Below are 16,853 nucleotides of genomic sequence, written 5' to 3' on the forward strand. Positions count from 1 at the left end.
CCAGCTGCGCCGCCGGACCCTGCTCAAGTTGCCGCTCGTCGCAACCGTCCCCGCCGCCCTGGCGCTTGCCCCCAGGGCGGCGGCCGACCCGGGCCCCTGGCCGCCGGAACGCGCACACGGGTGGTATCGCGCTCAAGGCTGGTTGGTCGGTGCGAACTACATCACGTCGACGGCGATCAATCAGCTCGAGATGTTCCAGCCCGAGACCTATGACCCCCGTCGCATCGACGCGGAGTTGCGCCTGGCGCGGCTGATCGGTCTCAACACCGTTCGTGTCTTCCTGCACGATCAGCTGTGGACGCAGGACCGTCAGGGTTTTGCGCGCCGGTTGGCGCAATTCGTCCGCCTCGCAGACCGCCGCGGCATCAAACCTCTTTTCGTCCTGTTCGATTCGTGCTGGGATCCGATTCCGAAACTGGGGCCGCAACGCGCGCCCCGGCCCGGTGTGCACAACTCCGGCTGGGTGCAGAGCCCCGGAGCGGAACGATTGGACGACCGCCGCTACATCGACACGATGCGCGATTACGTGGTGGGCGTCATGACGCAATTCCGGGATGACAAACGGGTTCTCGGGTGGGACGTGTGGAATGAACCCGACAATCCCGCCGACCAGTACCGTCAGGTGGAGCGCCGGGACAAATTGGAATTGGTCGCCGAATTGCTGCCGCAGGTCTTTCGATGGGCGCGCTCGGTCAATGCCGCTCAGCCGTTGACCAGCGGTGTCTGGGACGGTGAATGGGCAGACGCCAGGCGCCGCACGCCGATCGTCCGGATTCAGCTCGACAATTCCGACGTCATTTCTTTCCACAGTTATGCCGAACCCGAGGGATTCGAACGACGAATCGCCGAACTCGCGCCGTTGGGGCGGCCGATCCTGTGCACGGAGTACATGGCCCGGTCATTGGGCAGCACGGTGCAGACAATTCTGCCGATCATGCAGCGTCACCACATCGCCGCCTACAACTGGGGATTCATCACCGGGAAGACACAGACCAATCTGCCGTGGGACTCCTGGGACCGCCCGTATACGACGCCGCCGCGCGAGTGGTTCCACGATCTGGTGTACCCGGGTGGCCGGCCCTACCGCGAGGAGGAGATCCACACGATCCGGAAGTTGACCGGCAACCTCAAGCCCGCCGCGGCGCGGCCCGATGCGGACTGGCGCACGCGCCGGGCGAAAACCGGCCCGCGATGAGAACCGCAGCGGGCCCGGGTCTATCCCTGTGACGGAGCGGCCTGGGCGCCGCCAATCGGAGGGAGGTAACCGTGGCTGTCACCACTGCGTACGCCGTTGTGCCGTCGGCTGATCTCGCCGCGGCGCGGGTCTGGTGGACCGCTCTGCTGGGACGGGAACCGGACCGGGTGCCGATGCCCAATGACGTGGAGTGGCATTTCCCCGGCGGCGGTGGACTCCAGCTGATCGAGGACGCCGGGCACGCCGGAGCGGGCAGCGTCACACTCGGTGTCGACGACGTGGATGCCGAGCTCACCGAGATCGCCGATCGCGGTCTCGACGTCCCGCAGGCACAGACGGTACCCACCCAGCAGTTCCGCATCGCGACCCTGCGCGACCCCGACGGCAACACCGTCGTGCTGGCGCAGGAATTGTGATCCTCAGGTGCTGACGAGATTCGGCGGCGGGTCGCCAGCGGCGTAGGCGCTGATCTGTTCGAGTGCCACCGAGTACCCGCGTTCTGCGGCGCCGGCGGTGCTGCCGGCCACATGCGGGGTCAACAGCAGACCGGGCGCCGACCACAACGGGTGCCCGGCGGGCAAGGGCTCGGGATCGGTGACATCCAGGGCGGCACGCAACCGCCCCGAACGCAGCTCGGGGATCAGTGCGTCGGTGTCCACGGCACTGCCCCGGCCCGCGTTCACCACGACGGCGCCGTCCCGCAGCGTGGACAGGAACCGGGCGCCGATCAGGTGACGGGTCGAGGCGTCGTCGGGGAGCATCGACACCACGATGTCAGCCTCGGGTAGCAGCCGGTCGACCTCACTGAGAGCGTGCACGCCGGGTCTGGCCGTCCGGCCGACGAGCACCACCTCGGTCTCGAACGGCGCCAGCCGCGCGGCGAGGTTTGTCGCCAGGTCCCCGGCTCCGAGAATCACGGCGCGCTTGCCGAGCAGCGTGTCGGTGTACTTCGGCTGCCAGACACCTGCGGACTGCTGCTCCCGGAACAGCGGGAGCTCGCGGTAGATGGCCAGCAGCACCGCCACCACCCACTCGGCAGTCGAACCGCCATGTGCGCCACGACCATTCGACAGCATCACCCCGTCAGGGACGTATGGCCGCCACAGTTCGTAACCGGCGTGCAGCGTCTGGACCAGCCGCAGCTGCGGCAGATCGGCAAAGCGTGCGCCGGTGGTAGCCGCGTGGTCCAAGCCGACCACCACCACCGTCGCGTCGAGGTGGTCGGCGGGCCACGGCTCACCGGCGTCGTACCGCACCGGCTCGATCGTGGCAGCCGAGCCCAGCACACGCATGCCCAGCTGGTCGGGAACGAGGACCTTGAGTCGAGAGGAGTTCACCGCAGATCAGATGTCCGAGCTCTCCCGCCACAGGTCGATACCGGAATCCGAAGCATAGCGGTCGATTTCGGCCAGCTCGTCGGCAGTGAATTCCAGATTGTCGAGAGCGCCCAGGTTTTCGTCGAGCTGGGCGACGCTGGAGGCGCCGACGAGCGTCGACGATACGGCAGGGTCGCGCAGCACCCACGCCAGCGCCAGCTGCGCCAGGGACTGGCCGCGACGCCGGGCGACCGCGGCCAGGCCGCGCAGTTGTTCGCGAACCTGATCGGTGACCAGACCGTCGTCGAAAGTCGGACGCGCCGTGGCCCGGTCGATGTCACCGGCGGGCTTGTCCAGATAACGGTCCGTCAGCAGCCCTTGCGCCAGCGCCGTGAACGCGATGGCCCCCATCCCGGCGTGGGCGAGTTCGGTGGTCAACCCGCCTTCGATCCACCGATTGAGCAAGGAGTACGACGGCTGATGGATCACCAGCGGAGTTCCGAGCCGGTGTGCGATGGCCGCGGCTTCGGCTGTCTTGCCCGGCGAGTACGACGAAACGCCAACGTAGCGCGCCTTTCCCGCGCGCACAGCGGTATCGAGTGCCCCGATGGTCTCCTCGAGCGGGGTCACCGGATCGATCCGGTGTGAGTAGAAGATGTCGACGTAATCGAGGCCGAGCCGGTCGAGGGACTCGTCGAGGCTCGCGAGCACGTAGGCCCGGCCGCCGAGCTGACCGTACGGACCCGGCCACATGTCCCAGCCCGCTTTGGTGGAGATGATCAGTTCGTTGCGGTAGGGCTTGAAGTCGCGCCGCAGCATCCGGCCGAAGTTCTCCTCGGCCGAACCGTACGGCGGGCCGTAGTTGTTGGCCAGATCGAAGTGGGTGATCCCGCGGTCGAACGCGTGCCTCAGGATCTCCCGCTGCACATCAAACGGCCTGTTGTCGCCGAAGTTGTACCAGAGGCCCAGCGAGATCGCCGGCAGAAGCAGACCGGAGGTGCCGACTCTGCGGTAGGGCATGGCGTCGTAGCGGTTCCGCGCGGCCACCCAGGGGTCGTGTGTGAACGGGACGTCGGAGATCGCGAGGTCATCAGCCATGTAGTCGATGGTAGGCGGAGGGTCAATCCAAACGGCCCGCATCCACCAGTTCGATCACGGGTTCGCCCGCTTCATCGGAGGCTTCCAGATCCACGCGCACTTCGAAGCCCCAGTCGTGGTCACCGGCGGGGTCGTCGAGAATCTGGCGCACCCGCCAGTGGCCCGGCTGACGGTCGAAGATCAGCAGCGCCGGGCCGCGCGCATCGGCGCCGGTGCCGACGAACTCGTGCTCATCGAAGTAGCTGTTGCCCAACGCTTCCCAGCTCTCAGCCGGCCACCCCTTGTTGCCGTCGAGAGCACCCAGCTCGTCCCAGCGCTGCCGCGCGAACAGCTCGACCCGGCGGAACAACGTGTTGCGCACCATCGCGGTGAAGGCCCGTTCGTTTCCGGTGAGTGGGCGTGGGCGGGCCGGTATCGCCACCGGTGCATCAACTGGTTGATCCGGGTCGGTGAGTTGCTCCCATTCGTCGAGCAGGCTGGAGTCGACCTGGCGGACCAGCTCACCGAGCCACTCGACGATATCGGTGACCTCCTCGGTGCGCGCGGCCGCGGGCACACCGGAGCGCAGCGCCTTGAAAACGTCGGACAGGTACCGCAGCACTGCGCCCTCGGAACGGGTGAGCCCGTAGACGCTCACGAACTCCTTGAAGGTGAAGACCCGCTCCCACATCTCCCGCACCACCGATTTCGGCGACAGCGGAGCGTCAGCCGCCCACGGATTGGTCTGCAGGTACACATCGAAGACGTGCCCGAGGAGCTCTTCGAGCGGCTTGGGGTAGGTGACCTCGTCGAGCAGTTCGATGCGCTCGTCGTACTCGATGCCCTCGGCCTTCATGGCCGCCACCGCTTCGCCCCTGGCTTTGTTCAGCTGGGCCGCCAGGATCTGCCGGGGATTCTCCAAGGTGGCTTCGATCACCGAAACCACATCCAGCGCAAAGGTTTCCGAGGTGGAATCCAGTACATCGATCGCGGCGAGAGCAAAGGTCGACAGCGGCTGGTTCAAGGCGAAATCGGGCGGCAGGTCCACCGTGAGCCGGTACCGCCGGCCATCCGGAAGTGGTTCGGCCAACCTCTCCAGCACGCCGGCTTGCAGTAACGAACGCGCGATGCCGACGGCTTCCCGGATGTGCCGGAGTTGGCGTTTGCGCGGCTCGTGGTTGTCGGTGAGCAACCGGCGCATGGCCACGAACGGGTCACCCGGACGGTCCACCACATCGAGGATCATGGCGGTGGAGACGCGCATGTTGCTGGTCAACGGCTCCGGGCTGGCCGCCACCAACCGGGTCATCGTCGACTCGCCCCACGGCACCATGCCTTCAGGAGCCTTGCGGCGAACCAGCTTTCGGCGTTTCTTCGGGTCGTCGGCCACCTTCGCGAACTGTTTGAGATTCTCCACTTCGTGATCGGGCGCCTGCACCACGACGGTGCCCGCGGTGTCGAAACCGGCCCTCCCGGCGCGGCCGGCGATCTGATGGAACTCGCGGGCATTGAGCAACCGGGTGCGCGTGCCGTCGTACTTCGACAGCGCCGAGAAAACCACCGTGCGGATCGGCACGTTGATGCCCACGCCCAAGGTGTCGGTACCGCAGATGACCTTCAGCAGGCCGGCCTGGGCCAGCTGTTCCACCAGACGGCGATACTTCGGCAGCATCCCGGCGTGGTGGACACCGATCCCGTGGCGCACCAGACGCGACAGCGTGGTGCCGAACGCCGAGGAAAAGCGGAACCCACCGATGTGCTCGGCGATGGCCGCCTTTTCCTCCTTGGTACTGACGTTGACGCTCATCAGCGCCTGCGCCCGTTCCAGCGCTGAGGCCTGGGTGAAGTGCACGACGTAGACCGGCGCCTGCTGGGTGTCGAGGAGATCCTGGATCGTCTCGTGCATCGGGGTGGTGGCATAGGAGAAGAACAGCGGCACCGGCCGCTCGGCCCCGGCCACCAGCGCCGTCGGGCGTCCGGTGCGGCGGGTCAGGTCCTCACGAAGAAAGGTGACATCACCCAGCGTGGCCGACATCAGCAGGAACTGCGCGTGCGGCAGTTCCAGTAGGGGCACCTGCCAGGCCCAGCCGCGGTCGGGGTCGCCGTAGAAGTGGAACTCATCCATCACCACCAGGCCGATCGGCGCATCGGCCCCCTCGCGCAGCGCGATATTGGCCAGGATCTCGGCGGTGCAGGCGATGATCGGGGCGTCGGCATTGACCGCCGCATCCCCGGTGAGCATGCCGACGTTGGCGGCGCCGAACACGTCGCACAACGCGAAGAACTTCTCACTGACCAGCGCTTTGATGGGGGCGGTGTAGAAACTGCGCTGCCCGGCCGCGAGTGCGGCGTACTGCGCACCGGTGGCGACCAGTGATTTACCGGAGCCGGTGGGCGTCGCCAGCACCACGTTGGCGCCGCTGACCAGCTCGATCAGCGCCTCCTCCTGCGCCGGGTACAGCGTGGTGCCGTTCCCCTCGGCCCAGGCCGCGAACGTGGTGAACAGCTCGTCGGCGTCGGTGCCCAAGGCGCGCAGGGCGGACAGGTCGCTCGGATCGCCGAGCAGGGGAGTACTCATCTCGCGTACCAGCCTGCCTCAGATTCGCCGCCCTCACGCAATCCGGCCCCGGTAGCGTCGCATCGTGCGCTGGATCGTCGACGGCATGAACGTGATCGGCAGCAGGCCGGACGGCTGGTGGAAGGACCGCCACGGCGCCATGGTGAACCTTGTCGCACTGCTCGACCGGTGGGCGGCCGCGCGATCCGGCCCCGTCACCGTGGTGTTCGAGCGCCCACCCGCGTCCGCCATCGTGTCGACGACCATCGAGGTCACCTACGCGCCTCGAGCCGCTCCCAACTCCGCCGACGACGAAATCGTGCGGCTGGTGCAGGCCCAAGACGATCCCCGCGAATCGACCGTCGTGACCTCCGACAGCACCCTGGCCGACCGCGTGCGCGCGGCGGGAGCGACCGTGACATCCGCCGGCGCCTTCCGCCGCGCTCTCGACGACCCTTCGTTGTGGTAGATACACGAGATGCGTGACGGTCGCCTGCTGGTCGCAGGCCAGACGTGCTGGCGCGTGGAACACGCCGACCGTGTGGCGTGCATCATCGACGCGCAGGACTACTTCCGGCACGTGAAAGCGGCCATGTTGCAGGCACAGCGCCGCATTCTGCTCATCGGCTGGGATTTCGACACCAGGATGCTGCTCGAACGTGGCGGCAAGACGCTGCCCGGGCCCAACCCGCTGGGCACGTTGCTGCGTTACCTGGTCCGGATCCGACCCGACCTGGAGATCCACCTGCTGCGCTCCAACGTGCGGCTGATCTCGGCGTTCGAGGCCATGTGGGGTGCGGTGACCCCGGTGGCGCTGATGAACCGACTCAGCAGCGACCGGCTGCAGTTCGCCGTCGACGGTGTCCACCCGACAGGTGCCGTGCCGCACCAGAAGATCGTGGTGGTGGATGACGCGATCGCGTTCTGCGGCGGTATCGATCTGACCGTCGACCGCTGGGACACCCGGGAGCACTTGCACCACAACGTCTTCCGTAGGAACGTCGGTCATGCGTACGGTCCCCGCCACGATGTGGTGGCAGCGGTGGACGGTGCCGCCGCACGGGCCCTGGCCGAGCACGCCCGCGAACGCTGGCATGCGGCGACGGGGGTGGCCCTCGAACCGGTGGACGCCACGCACACGGTCTGGCCGGACAATCTGCCACCGACGATGCGCGACATCGAGGTGGGCATCGCCCGCACCAAGCCGGAGCTCGAAGGCCAGTCCGAGGCGCGCGAGGTGGAAGCTCTCAACCTGGCGGCGCTGGCGGTCGCCGACCGGGCGATCTATCTGGAGAACCAGTATCTGGCCTCCCGCAAGATCGTCGACGTACTCGCGGTCCGGCTGCAGGAGCCCGACGGCCCCGAGGTCGTCATCGTCATGCCACGGCACTCCGAGAGCCGGCTCGAAGAGCAGGCCATGGACAGCGCCCGCTTCCGCATGCTGCATGTGCTGTGGTCGGCCGACAAGCACGAGCGTCTGGGTGTGTACTGGCCGGTGACCACCCACGGTGAGTCGATCTACGTGCACTCCAAGGTCATGGTGATCGACGACCAGCTGCTCCGGATCGGCTCGTCCAACCTCAACAATCGCTCCCTGGGCTTCGACAGCGAATGCGATGTGGCATTCGAGGCCCACCCGGGGAACGACGGGCACGAGAACGTCAGCGCCGCGATCGCCGCGGTACGCAACGGCCTGGTGGCCGAACACCTGGACGTTCCGCTCGAGGAGTTCGAACGTGCCGTGGCGGAGCAGGGCTCGCTGCTGAAGGCCATCGAGGCGCTCAAGGGCAGGGGCAGGACGCTGAGCCGCTTCACCGAGCGCACGGTCGCCGGCGAGGGCAGCCTGTTGGCCGAGAACGACCTGATGGATCCCGACCGCGTTCCGCGCTCCTTCGTCCGGAGCCTGCAGCGGTGGATTGCCCGCCTCAACGACCAGCGGTGAAATCGGCCCGCTTATGGTCGATGGGTGACGATCACCTACGACGACGCACTGCGGGAGCGGATCCGGGGCCATCTCGACGGGCACCAACGCCGTGTGGTGACGGATCCGACGAAACGCCATGCCGCGGTGGCGGTCGTCCTGGTCGATTCCGAGGTCGGTGAGGACCGGGTGGATCCCGCGCCCGTCGACGACTGGATCGCCGGGCGACCGATGCCGGATGCCAATCTGGACGGACGCATGGTGGATGTCTCCGGCGGAGCGGCGTTCTTTCTGTGCCGCAGGGCGTCTCGGCTGAGTTCACATGCCGCACAATGGGCGCTGCCCGGCGGCCGGCTGGACCCCGGGGAGACCGTCGTGGACGCCGCGCTGCGGGAACTCGACGAGGAAGTCGGCGTCCGGCTGCCCGAGTCGACGGTGCTCGGGTTGCTCGACGACTATCCGACCCGGTCCGGCTACGTCATCACCCCGGTGGTCCTCTGGGGTGGCGGCCGGCTGGACCCGAAACCGTCACCCGCGGAGGTGGTGGCGGTGTACCGGGTGGGTTTGCATCAACTGCAGCGCGAGGATTCCCCGCGGTTCATCGACATCCCGGAGAGTCCCCGGCCGGTGGTGCAGATCCCCCTGGGAGGCGACCTGATCCACGCCCCGACGGGAGCGGTGCTGCTGCAGTTGCGCTGGCTCGGCCTCGAGGGCCGCGCCGACCCGGTCAGTGACCTCGAGCAGCCGGTGTTCGCCTGGAAGTAGCCAGCCCGCTCAGCGAGGACGGCAGCGCACCGGTGTGCAACACCCCGAGTCGTTGGGTGGCCCGGGTGAGAGCGACGTAGAGTTCGGCCGCACCGCGCGCGCCCTCGGCCAGGATCGCGTCCGGTTCCACCACCAGAACCGCGTCGAACTCCAACCCCTTGGTCTCTGCGGCCGGCACCGTACCGGGCAGACCGTGCGGGCCGATCACCACGCTGGTGCCGTCGCGCTCGGCTTCGTCCCGGGTGAAGTCCTCGATGGCGGAGACCAATTGGTCGGCGTCGACCTGTTGGGACCATGGTTGCGCGCCCGAGGCGCGGACCGACTCCGGGGGAGCGACGTCCGGCGCGATCTCGGCGAGCAGCGCCGCGGCGACGGCCATGATCTCCGCCGGGGTGCGATAGTTCACCGTCAACGTCTTGTAGACCCAGCGGTCCGCCACGTACGGCTCCATGGTGGTGGCCCACGAGGTGGACCCCGCGGCAGACCGGCGCTGCGCGAGATCGCCGACCACGGTGAACGACCGGCTCGGGCAGCGCCGCATCAGCACCCGCCAGTCCATGGCGGACAGCTCCTGGGCCTCATCGACCACCACGTGCCGGTAGGTCCAATCCCGGTCGGCGGCAGCACGTTCGGACAACTCCCGGTTGTCGCGCTCGGTGAACCGCTCCGCCAGCTTCTCGGCGTCGATGACATCAGAGGCCAGCAGGTGGTCCTCGTCGTCCATCAGATCCTCGCGGTCGATCATCAGGTCCAGCACACCCGCGGCGTAGGCCTCCTCCTCTTCGCGCTCCTTCTCGGCGGCGGCCTCGGCCCGGCGGTCGCGGCCCAGGAGATCGACCAGCTCGTCGAGCAGCGGGACGTCCGAGATCGTCCACGCGTGCCCGTCGGCGCGGAACAGCGCCGGATCGCCGCCGGCCGCGGCCAGCCGTTCAGGTGAGGAGTACAGCCCGGCCAGCAGCGACTCGGGGGTCAGGATCGGCCACAGTTCGTCGATCGCCTTGCTCACCTGCTCATGGTCGTCGAGTTCCTCGGTCAGATCCGACCGCAGATCCTCCCAGGCGTTCTTGTCCTCGCGGCTCAACCAGCCCCGGGCGATCCGGCTGGTCGCCCGCTCGGTGAGCACGTAGACGATGATCTCGCGGAATTTGGCCCGCGCATCGTTGTGCGGCAACCCGCTGTCGCGGGCCTCCTGCCGGGCCCACTCGGCGGTCGCGGCATCGATCCGCACTTCGGTGTCGGTCAGCTCGATCGGGATCGGGTCGGCCGGAAGCTCCTGGCGGTCGGCGATCGCCGCGGCGAGCACGTCCAGGATCGGCAACCCACCCTTGATCCGCGCGACGTCCGGGTGGTCTTCGGCGGATACGTGCAGACCGGGCACCAGATCACCGGGGGTCATGAACACCGCGTCCGACTCGCCGAGCGACGGCAGCACCCGGCTGATGTGGTTCAGGAACGCCTCGTTGGGACCCACCACCAGCACCCCGTGGCGCTCGAAGCGGGCCCGCTGGGTGTAGAGCAGATACGCCACCCGGTGCAGGGCCACCACGGTCTTACCCGTTCCCGGACCGCCTTCGATCACCAGGACACCGGGATGGTCGAGCCGGATGATCTCGTCCTGTTCGGCCTGGATGGTGGCCACGATGTCGCGCATCCCCTCGCCGCGGGGTGCGTTGACGGCGGCCAGCAGCGCGGCGTCGCTGTCGCGGCTGCCGTCTCCGGCGTCGGGGCGGCCGAGCACCTCGTCGGTGAAGTCCACGATGCGGCGACCACGCGAGTGGAACTGCCGGCGGCGGCGCATGCCCTCCGGGTTCGCGGCCGTAGCCACGTAGAACGCCCGCGCCGCGGGTGCACGCCAGTCGAGCAGTAGAGGATCGTGGTCGGTGCGCTCGTCGAGGATGCCGAGCCTGCCGATGTAGAGCCGTTCACCGGCCACAGTGTCGAGCCGCCCGAAGCACAACCCGTGATCGGCCACCTCGAGGCGCTGCTGTTGTTTGGCCAGGGCGCGCACCTCGACGTCGCGCTCCAGCAGGGTGGCGCCCTCCCGGTCGTCGCCGGGCCCGCGAAGTGCCGTGCGATACCTCTCCTTCAGGCGGGCGCGCTCGGTGTCCAGCCGGGTGTAGAGCTCGGTCACATAGCTCTGCTCGGCCTGCAGCTCGTTTTCGTATTGGTGGTCTGACACCTGACTCCTAGATCCTCGGCGGTTGACGCCGACCAGCGAGTGTCTCTCACCACCCCGGTCTTGCCGCAAGTCCAGGGTCCTCACTTATCCTGAAAGGGGCAAACGGAGTCGTCGCCTTCTGTCACCGGGGGAGGGTGTGCGTGAGAGGTCGAGCGCTCGTCGCCGCGATGGCCGGTGCCGGTGCGGTGCTGCTGGGTCCGGCATCTCAACCGGCGTCGGCAGGCCCGTGCCCGGACATCGAGATCGTCTTCGCCCGCGGCAGTGGTGAGCCGCCGGGCGTCGGGGGTGTGGGGCAGGTCTTCGTCGACGCCGTCCGCGCCCGTGCCGCGGGCCGCTCCGTCGACGTGTATGCGGTGAATTACGCTGCCAGCAGCAACTTTTCGAACCGACCGGAGATCGCGGCCACCGTTGCCGACGGTATCCGGGACGAAGCCGCGCACTTGAGGTCCATCGTCGCGGCGTGCCCGGACACGCGACTGATCCTGGGCGGCTACTCCCAAGGCGCCGCGTTGACCGGGATGCTCACGTCCTCAGTGGTGCCCACCGGAGCGCCCGCGCCGCTGCCGGCCGACGTCGCCGAACACGTCGCCGCGGTGGTGTTCTTCGGCAAACCGGCCGGTGAGCTGGTCAGCAGATACAGCGTCAGCTCGGTGGCCGTCGGACCGGGGTACGCCTCCAAGGCACTGGAGCTGTGTGCACCAGGTGACGCCGTCTGCGAAGGGGTGCTCGCCGGACCTCGAGCCGCTCACCGGCTCTACCCGGTCAACGGCATGGTGGGCCAGGGCGCGGCGTACGCGGTCAGCCGGCTCTGAGCAGCATCAGTTCCGTTGCGGGACAGCGATTCTGGACAAGTCGTCGGCAATGACGAGGTCGCCGTCGTAAACCTCCGCGGCCTCGTCCCGGTAGGCGCGGCTGTCGGGGTGACGCTGGGAGAAATGGGTGAGCACCAGCCGCCGGACACCACAGGCCTGGGCCACCTGGGCCGCTTGGCGTGCTGTCAGGTGCCCGTAGCGCACCGCCAGGTCGGCCTCGGCGTGCAGGAAGGTCGACTCGATCACCAGCAGGTCCACCCCGTCGGCGAGGGCGTACACGGCATCACACAACCGGGTGTCCATCACGAACGCGAACCGCTGGCCGTGCCGCGGCTCAGTGACATCGGCCAATTCCACTGTGCGGTCCTGGATCTGCACCGAACCGCGGCGCTGGAGTTCGCCCACAGCCGGTCCGGACACCCCGGCCCGGGCCAGCGCCAGGGGGTCGAACCTGCGGCCGTCGGGTTCGGTCAACCGGTAGCCGATGGTGTCGACGACGTGATCGAGCGCGCGGGCCTCCAGCACACCGAACTCCCCGGTCGCCACCGGGCCGTCGGAGAAGACCGGCACGGCGGGGGTGTCCACCGTGTCGTGGAACTGGCTGGCGTGACGCAGCCGGGAGAAGTACTCCTGCCCGGAACCGGGAAAGTGCACCGGCACCTGGTGCCGTGCCCCGTCGAGGGACAGTCGCTGGATGACGCCGGGCACGCCCAGGCAGTGATCGCCGTGAAAGTGGGTGAGGCACAAGCGGGTTACCCGGCTGACGGGCACTCCGGCGAAGAGAAACTGCCGTTGGGTGCCTTCCCCGGGGTCGAACAGCAGTCCCTCGCCGTCCCACATCAGCAGGTAGCCGTTGTGGTTGCGGTGTCGCGTCGGCACCTGGCTGGCGGTACCGAGCACGATCAGCTCCCGGGCGGACACCGTTGTGACACTATCGGTTAAGACCCCCTTCCCGCGGGTATTGATGGCTCTAGCGGCAAACGTCGCTGACGTTGCCGCTAGAAGGAGTTGTCCCATGAAGAGTCGGGTTGTGACGCGTGCCGTTGCGGCTGCAGCGCTGGGCTTTTCGGGGGCCGTCGCGGGGTTGTCGGCGCCGGTGGCCGCCGCCGAACCGGCGTGCCCTGATGCCGAGGTGATCTTCGCCCGCGGCACCGGGGAGGCCCCGGGAGTCGGTGGTATCGGGCAGGCGTTCGTGGATTCCGTGCGCAACCAGGCCGGCGGCCGCTCGGTAGGTGTCTATGCCGTGAACTACCCGGCCAGCGGCAATTTCAACGACCGCTTCGACATCGTCCGCAGCGTTACCGCCGGGGTGCGGGACGAAGGAGCCCGGATCGAGTACATGGCGGCCAACTGCCCCGACACCAGGCTCATTCTGGGTGGCTACTCACAAGGCGGGGCGGTGACCGGCTTCACCACCTCCTCGGCTGTGCCCGCAGATGTCCCCGCCGACCTGGTGCCGCCGCCGCTGCCCGGGGACGTCGCCGACAACGTGGCCGCCGTGGTGCTCTTCGGCAAACCCTCCAATGAATTCCTGCGCAGCTTCAACGCCCCGACCATCGAGATCGGGCCCGCCTACACCGACAAGACGCTGGACCTGTGCGCACCCGGCGACACCATCTGCGAGGGCGTCTTCGGTGGCGGACCCACGGTGTCGCACGCGCTCTACCCGCTCAACGGTCAGGTCAGCCAGGGCGCGGCGTACGCGGTGGGCCGCCTCTGAGGAGTCAGGACGGCGGGTACGGCAGGCCGAATTCGTCGGCCAGCAGGCTCTGGACGATGATCATCGCGGCCTGCGAGCCCGCGGCGACCGCGCCCGCGACGTGCGGTTGCTCCGTGCACACGTCGCCTGCGGCGAACACCGTCGGCGCGCTCGTCCGGTACAGCGGGTCCACACCCAAGGAGTCGGCGGCCAACGGGCCCGGTGTGCAGACCGCACCCAGCTGTTCGGCGAGTTTGGACCGCTGGCGCAGGGGGGCTTCGACCAGCAGCCCGTCACGGGGCAAGCGATCTCCGTCGACGAACACGACGTCGGTGAGTCTCCCGCCGGCACCGAGCAGCGACGCGATCCGCCTCCGTTCGATCCGGACGGAGGCGGAGTTCAGCAGTTGCATCTGCTGCGAACTGAGCTGGGCCGCGTCGTCGGTGAGAAGCACCACGTCATTGCTCCATCCGCGCAGCATGAGCGCCGCGTGCACGCCCTCGTCGCCGTTGGCCAGTGCGGCCAGGCGCCGGTCCCGCATCTCCCAGCCGTGGCAGAAGGGGCACTGGAAGACCGAGGTCCCCCAGAGCTCACGCAGCCCGGGGATGTTGGGCGGCTCGTAATCCATCCCGGTGGCCAGCAGCACACGACGGGCATACACCGTCTCGCCGGTGTCCAGGGTCAGTGAGTAGCCGCCGTCGGCGGGCGCGCCTTCGCGGGCCCATGCCCGGCGGTACTCGACCGTGGGGTAGCGGGACAGTTCGTCGCGGCCCATCGCGTAGAGCTGCTCGGGCGGGCGGCCGTCGTGTCCGAGCAGTCCACCTATCGCGGAGGCGGCCCGGTTGCTCTGCTCGTCGGCGTCGAGCACCAGGGTCCGGCGCCGCGCTCGGCCCAGTACCAGGGCGGCGCTCAGCCCTGCTGCGCCTCCGCCCACCACCACGCATTCCCAGTGGATGTCGGGTTTCATTCGCTCAACCAGATGGCTCCGTGGCGGAGTTCCACGGGGAAGGTTCGCAGTCCGGCGATCCTGCCGAATGCGCAGACAGCTGCCGAATAGGGCTTGAATCCGAAGACACGTCCCTTGGGGCCTGAGTACATGGCGCCGGTGTCGACATCGTAATCGGCTCGGTGCCAAGGGCATTCGAGGCGGCCATCGTCGGTGACACGACCGCGCCCCAGTTTGGCGAACTGATGGCGGCACAGATTGCTCACCGCGAACGGGCGGCCGTCGGGTGTCATCCCGACCGCCAGGACCCCCTTGTGCTCGGTGCGCACTTCGATGACACGCCGTTTGCCGAGCTGGTCGACGGCCACCAGTCGCCGGCCCGCAGCGGACACCGGATGGTCGTGGGTCACCGGCGGGAAGGGACCGGCGGTGTCGACGCCGTGGTGGTGGGGATCGTTGCGCAGCTTCGTCATTGACAGGAGTTACCCACAGCGCGACCGCTGAAACGGCGTTTGAACGCCGGCGTCGTGGCAACCCGCCTCGGGGAATCAGTAGACGGGAAACGAAGCCATGCGGATCGTCATCACCGGAGCGTCCGGCAACGTCGGGACGGCGCTGCTGCGGGCGTTGCGAACATCCGACCAGAGCCATGAATTGGTAGGGGTGGTGCGGCGGCCCCCTGAGTCACGTGGACCTACTGACGAGATCTACGGCGAAGCGCGTTGGTATGCCTTGGATCTTGCCGGCGACGGGGTGGCCGGCCATCTGCGGGAGGTGTTCGAGGGCGCCGACGCGGTGGTGCATCTGGCCTGGGGCTTCCAGCCCACCCGGAACACCGACTACCTGACGCGGCTGGGCGTCGGCGGGACCACCGCGGTGCTGGAGGCGGCCCACGCGGTCCGGGTGCCCCACCTCCTGCACATGTCCTCGGTCGGGACGTACGCCGCGGGTCGTTACGGCGAGCGGGTGGACGAGACCTGGCCCACCACCGGGATCCGGACCTCACCGTACAGCCGCGACAAAGCCGCGGCCGAGGCGAAGCTGGACGATTACGAGCGCGAGCATGGTGATACCGCTGTGTTGATCACCAGGATGCGCCCGGGATTCATCGTCCAGCGCGCGGCGGCCAGCGGCCTGATGCGGTATGCCCTACCCGGATGGGTGCCCATGCGCCTGATCCCGCTGCTGCCCGTGCTGCCCCTGGATCGTGGCCTGTGCATCCCCCTCATCCACGCCGACGACGTGGCCAGCGCATTCGTCAGCGCCATCGAGCGTCGCGCGGGCGGGCCGTTCAACCTGGCCGCGGATCCGCCCGTGACCCGGGACACGGTCGCGAAGCTGCTCGGGGCCAAAGCCGTTCAAGTGCCCTCGGGGATTCTGGGAACAGTGGTCGACCTCAGCTGGCGCGCGCGGCTGCAGCCGATCGACCGAGGCTGGCTCGACCTGGCGTTCACCGTCCCCCTGCTGGACAGTTCGCGCGCACGCCGCGAGCTCGGCTGGATTCCGCAGTGGTCGTCCACGGAAGCGCTCGCCGACGTCATCAAAGGTGTCGCCGAGGAGGCGCACACCGACAGCCCACCGCTTCGGCGGCGGTCCATGGTCGAGCAGCTCTACCGCGACCTCACCAAAGGCTTGATGACCACCAGGCGCCTGCCCTGAGGTCGTTTGGAACCTGGTTGGGTTGGGCAGCCTGGTGACCGTGGTCGAAAACGCACGCCACGATCTGGCAGTCCGGATGGCCGAACTGGCGCGCGCCGTCGCGGTTCCCCAGAGCGCCGAGGACATCTTCGCCGAGGTGACGTCGGCCGCAGTTGAGCTGATCCCCGGGGTGGACACCGCCGGGATCCTGCTCATCGGCAAGGGCGGCACGTTCGAATCCCACGCGACCACCACCGACCTGCCTCGCGAACTCGACGAACTGCAGCACCTTCTCCAGGAGGGTCCGTGTATGTCCGCGGCCCTGGACGACGTGGTGGTGCGCACCGACGATTTCCGGGAGGAGTCGCGGTGGCCGGCGTATTCGGCCGCGGTGGCGAAACTGGGTGTGCTCAGCGGATTGTCGTTCCGGCTGTACACCTCGCAGCGCACTGCCGGGGCGCTGAACCTGTTCGGATTCGAGCCGACCGAATGGAGCATGGACTCGGTGACCACCGGGGCCGTCCTCGCCGCGCACGCCGCGGCAGCGGTGATGGCGCACAGGCAGGGCGAGCACCTGAATTCGGCGCTGGCGTCCCGGGACCGGATCGGCCAGGCCAAAGGCATCATCATGGAGCGGTTCCGGGTGGACGATGTCCGTGCCTTCGAGTTGCTGCGCAAGTTGTCGCAAGACAGCAACACCCCGCTGGTGCAGGTCGCCCAGCAGGTGATCGAGACCCGGGGCTGAGCG

Annotated in this window: 16 protein-coding genes; 9 read left to right on the top strand and 7 right to left on the bottom strand. The window is 68.3% G+C overall.

Annotated elements, in window-relative coordinates:
- Window positions 1-4: 4 nt before the first annotated feature.
- The gene (locus AC3A6P_RS07165; protein ID WP_487690604.1) at window positions 5-1,195 is read left to right on the top strand and encodes a cellulase family glycosylhydrolase; all 1,191 of its coding nucleotides are present in this window, start codon (window positions 5-7) and stop codon (window positions 1,193-1,195) included.
- 71 nt (window positions 1,196-1,266) lie between these two features.
- Complete coding sequence (locus AC3A6P_RS07170; RefSeq protein ID WP_487690140.1) at window positions 1,267-1,611, top strand: VOC family protein; 345 nt, start codon at window positions 1,267-1,269, stop codon at window positions 1,609-1,611.
- A 3-nt stretch (window positions 1,612-1,614) separates the two neighbouring features.
- On the opposite strand, the gene AC3A6P_RS07175 is transcribed toward AC3A6P_RS07170, so the two are convergent.
- Genes AC3A6P_RS07175 through AC3A6P_RS07185 form a run of 3 tightly spaced genes read right to left on the bottom strand, consistent with a single transcriptional unit; the run spans window position 1,615 to window position 6,166 of the window.
- Window positions 1,615-2,532 carry a 2-hydroxyacid dehydrogenase gene (locus AC3A6P_RS07175; protein ID WP_487690143.1) on the bottom strand — a complete coding sequence of 306 codons (918 nt, stop codon included), beginning with the start codon at window positions 2,530-2,532 and terminating at the stop codon, window positions 1,615-1,617.
- A 6-nt stretch (window positions 2,533-2,538) separates the two neighbouring features.
- Complete coding sequence (locus AC3A6P_RS07180; RefSeq protein ID WP_487690146.1) at window positions 2,539-3,609, bottom strand: aldo/keto reductase; 1,071 nt, start codon at window positions 3,607-3,609, stop codon at window positions 2,539-2,541.
- A gap of 22 nt (window positions 3,610-3,631) precedes the next feature.
- The gene (locus AC3A6P_RS07185) at window positions 3,632-6,166 is read right to left on the bottom strand and encodes a DEAD/DEAH box helicase (protein ID WP_487690149.1); all 2,535 of its coding nucleotides are present in this window, start codon (window positions 6,164-6,166) and stop codon (window positions 3,632-3,634) included.
- Window positions 6,167-6,230: 64 nt separating this feature from the next.
- Between AC3A6P_RS07185 and AC3A6P_RS07190 the strand changes: the two genes are divergently transcribed.
- The 3 genes from AC3A6P_RS07190 to AC3A6P_RS07200 are packed head-to-tail and all read left to right on the top strand — an operon-like array spanning window position 6,231 to window position 8,831.
- The gene (locus tag AC3A6P_RS07190) at window positions 6,231-6,614 is read left to right on the top strand and encodes an NYN domain-containing protein (protein ID WP_487690152.1); all 384 of its coding nucleotides are present in this window, start codon (window positions 6,231-6,233) and stop codon (window positions 6,612-6,614) included.
- A 9-nt stretch (window positions 6,615-6,623) separates the two neighbouring features.
- Window positions 6,624-8,087 (top strand): phospholipase D-like domain-containing protein, encoded by a 1,464-nt coding sequence (locus AC3A6P_RS07195; protein WP_487690155.1) that lies wholly within the window; start codon window positions 6,624-6,626, stop codon window positions 8,085-8,087.
- 24 nt (window positions 8,088-8,111) lie between these two features.
- The gene (locus AC3A6P_RS07200; protein ID WP_487690157.1) at window positions 8,112-8,831 is read left to right on the top strand and encodes an NUDIX hydrolase; all 720 of its coding nucleotides are present in this window, start codon (window positions 8,112-8,114) and stop codon (window positions 8,829-8,831) included.
- On the opposite strand, the gene helR is transcribed toward AC3A6P_RS07200, so the two are convergent.
- On the bottom strand, window positions 8,794-11,010 hold the full coding sequence (helR, locus tag AC3A6P_RS07205) for an RNA polymerase recycling motor ATPase HelR (RefSeq protein WP_487690160.1): 2,217 nt from the start codon (window positions 11,008-11,010) through the stop codon (window positions 8,794-8,796). The genes AC3A6P_RS07200 and helR overlap by 38 nt on opposite strands.
- Before the next feature lie 167 nt (window positions 11,011-11,177).
- On the opposite strand from helR, the gene AC3A6P_RS07210 reads away from it, so the two are divergent.
- Window positions 11,178-11,822 carry a cutinase family protein gene (locus AC3A6P_RS07210; RefSeq protein ID WP_487690606.1) on the top strand — a complete coding sequence of 215 codons (645 nt, stop codon included), beginning with the start codon at window positions 11,178-11,180 and terminating at the stop codon, window positions 11,820-11,822.
- Window positions 11,823-11,828: 6 nt separating this feature from the next.
- Here the strand turns inward: AC3A6P_RS07210 and AC3A6P_RS07215 are convergent, their stop codons facing one another.
- Window positions 11,829-12,743: a ribonuclease Z gene (locus AC3A6P_RS07215; RefSeq protein ID WP_487690163.1), complete on the bottom strand. Its 915-nt coding sequence runs from the start codon at window positions 12,741-12,743 to the stop codon at window positions 11,829-11,831.
- Window positions 12,744-12,837: 94 nt separating this feature from the next.
- On the opposite strand from AC3A6P_RS07215, the gene AC3A6P_RS07220 reads away from it, so the two are divergent.
- Window positions 12,838-13,542, top strand: coding sequence for a cutinase family protein (locus AC3A6P_RS07220; RefSeq protein WP_487690165.1), 705 nt, complete (start codon window positions 12,838-12,840; stop codon window positions 13,540-13,542).
- 4 nt (window positions 13,543-13,546) lie between these two features.
- Here AC3A6P_RS07220 and AC3A6P_RS07225 read toward each other — a convergent pair whose 3' ends face one another.
- Window positions 13,547-14,488 (bottom strand): NAD(P)/FAD-dependent oxidoreductase, encoded by a 942-nt coding sequence (locus AC3A6P_RS07225; RefSeq protein ID WP_487690167.1) that lies wholly within the window; start codon window positions 14,486-14,488, stop codon window positions 13,547-13,549.
- The gene (locus AC3A6P_RS07230; protein ID WP_487690170.1) at window positions 14,485-14,940 is read right to left on the bottom strand and encodes a Rieske (2Fe-2S) protein; all 456 of its coding nucleotides are present in this window, start codon (window positions 14,938-14,940) and stop codon (window positions 14,485-14,487) included. The genes AC3A6P_RS07225 and AC3A6P_RS07230 overlap by 4 nt, the downstream gene beginning before the upstream one ends.
- A 97-nt stretch (window positions 14,941-15,037) precedes the next feature.
- On the opposite strand from AC3A6P_RS07230, the gene AC3A6P_RS07235 reads away from it, so the two are divergent.
- Both AC3A6P_RS07235 and AC3A6P_RS07240 read left to right on the top strand, forming a co-directional pair.
- On the top strand, window positions 15,038-16,126 hold the full coding sequence (locus AC3A6P_RS07235) for an NAD-dependent epimerase/dehydratase family protein (protein ID WP_487690173.1): 1,089 nt from the start codon (window positions 15,038-15,040) through the stop codon (window positions 16,124-16,126).
- A 76-nt stretch (window positions 16,127-16,202) separates the two neighbouring features.
- Complete coding sequence (locus tag AC3A6P_RS07240) at window positions 16,203-16,850, top strand: ANTAR domain-containing protein (protein WP_487690608.1); 648 nt, start codon at window positions 16,203-16,205, stop codon at window positions 16,848-16,850.
- Window positions 16,851-16,853: the final 3 nt, after the last annotated feature.

Source organism: Mycobacterium sp. Soil_C_30, from assembly GCF_057656995.1.

Coding starts and splice junctions, on each gene's coding strand:
- AC3A6P_RS07180 (WP_487690146.1), bottom strand. CDS start 3,609: ATGGCTGATGACCTCGCGATCTCCGACGTCCCGTTCACACACGACCCC.
- AC3A6P_RS07185 (WP_487690149.1), bottom strand. CDS start 6,166: ATGAGTACTCCCCTGCTCGGCGATCCGAGCGACCTGTCCGCCCTGCGC.
- AC3A6P_RS07195 (WP_487690155.1), top strand. CDS start 6,624: ATGCGTGACGGTCGCCTGCTGGTCGCAGGCCAGACGTGCTGGCGCGTG.
- AC3A6P_RS07210 (WP_487690606.1), top strand. CDS start 11,178: ATGGCCGGTGCCGGTGCGGTGCTGCTGGGTCCGGCATCTCAACCGGCG.
- AC3A6P_RS07220 (WP_487690165.1), top strand. CDS start 12,838: ATGAAGAGTCGGGTTGTGACGCGTGCCGTTGCGGCTGCAGCGCTGGGC.
- AC3A6P_RS07225 (WP_487690167.1), bottom strand. CDS start 14,488: ATGAAACCCGACATCCACTGGGAATGCGTGGTGGTGGGCGGAGGCGCA.
- AC3A6P_RS07230 (WP_487690170.1), bottom strand. CDS start 14,940: ATGACGAAGCTGCGCAACGATCCCCACCACCACGGCGTCGACACCGCC.
- AC3A6P_RS07235 (WP_487690173.1), top strand. CDS start 15,038: ATGCGGATCGTCATCACCGGAGCGTCCGGCAACGTCGGGACGGCGCTG.
- AC3A6P_RS07240 (WP_487690608.1), top strand. CDS start 16,203: ATGGCCGAACTGGCGCGCGCCGTCGCGGTTCCCCAGAGCGCCGAGGAC.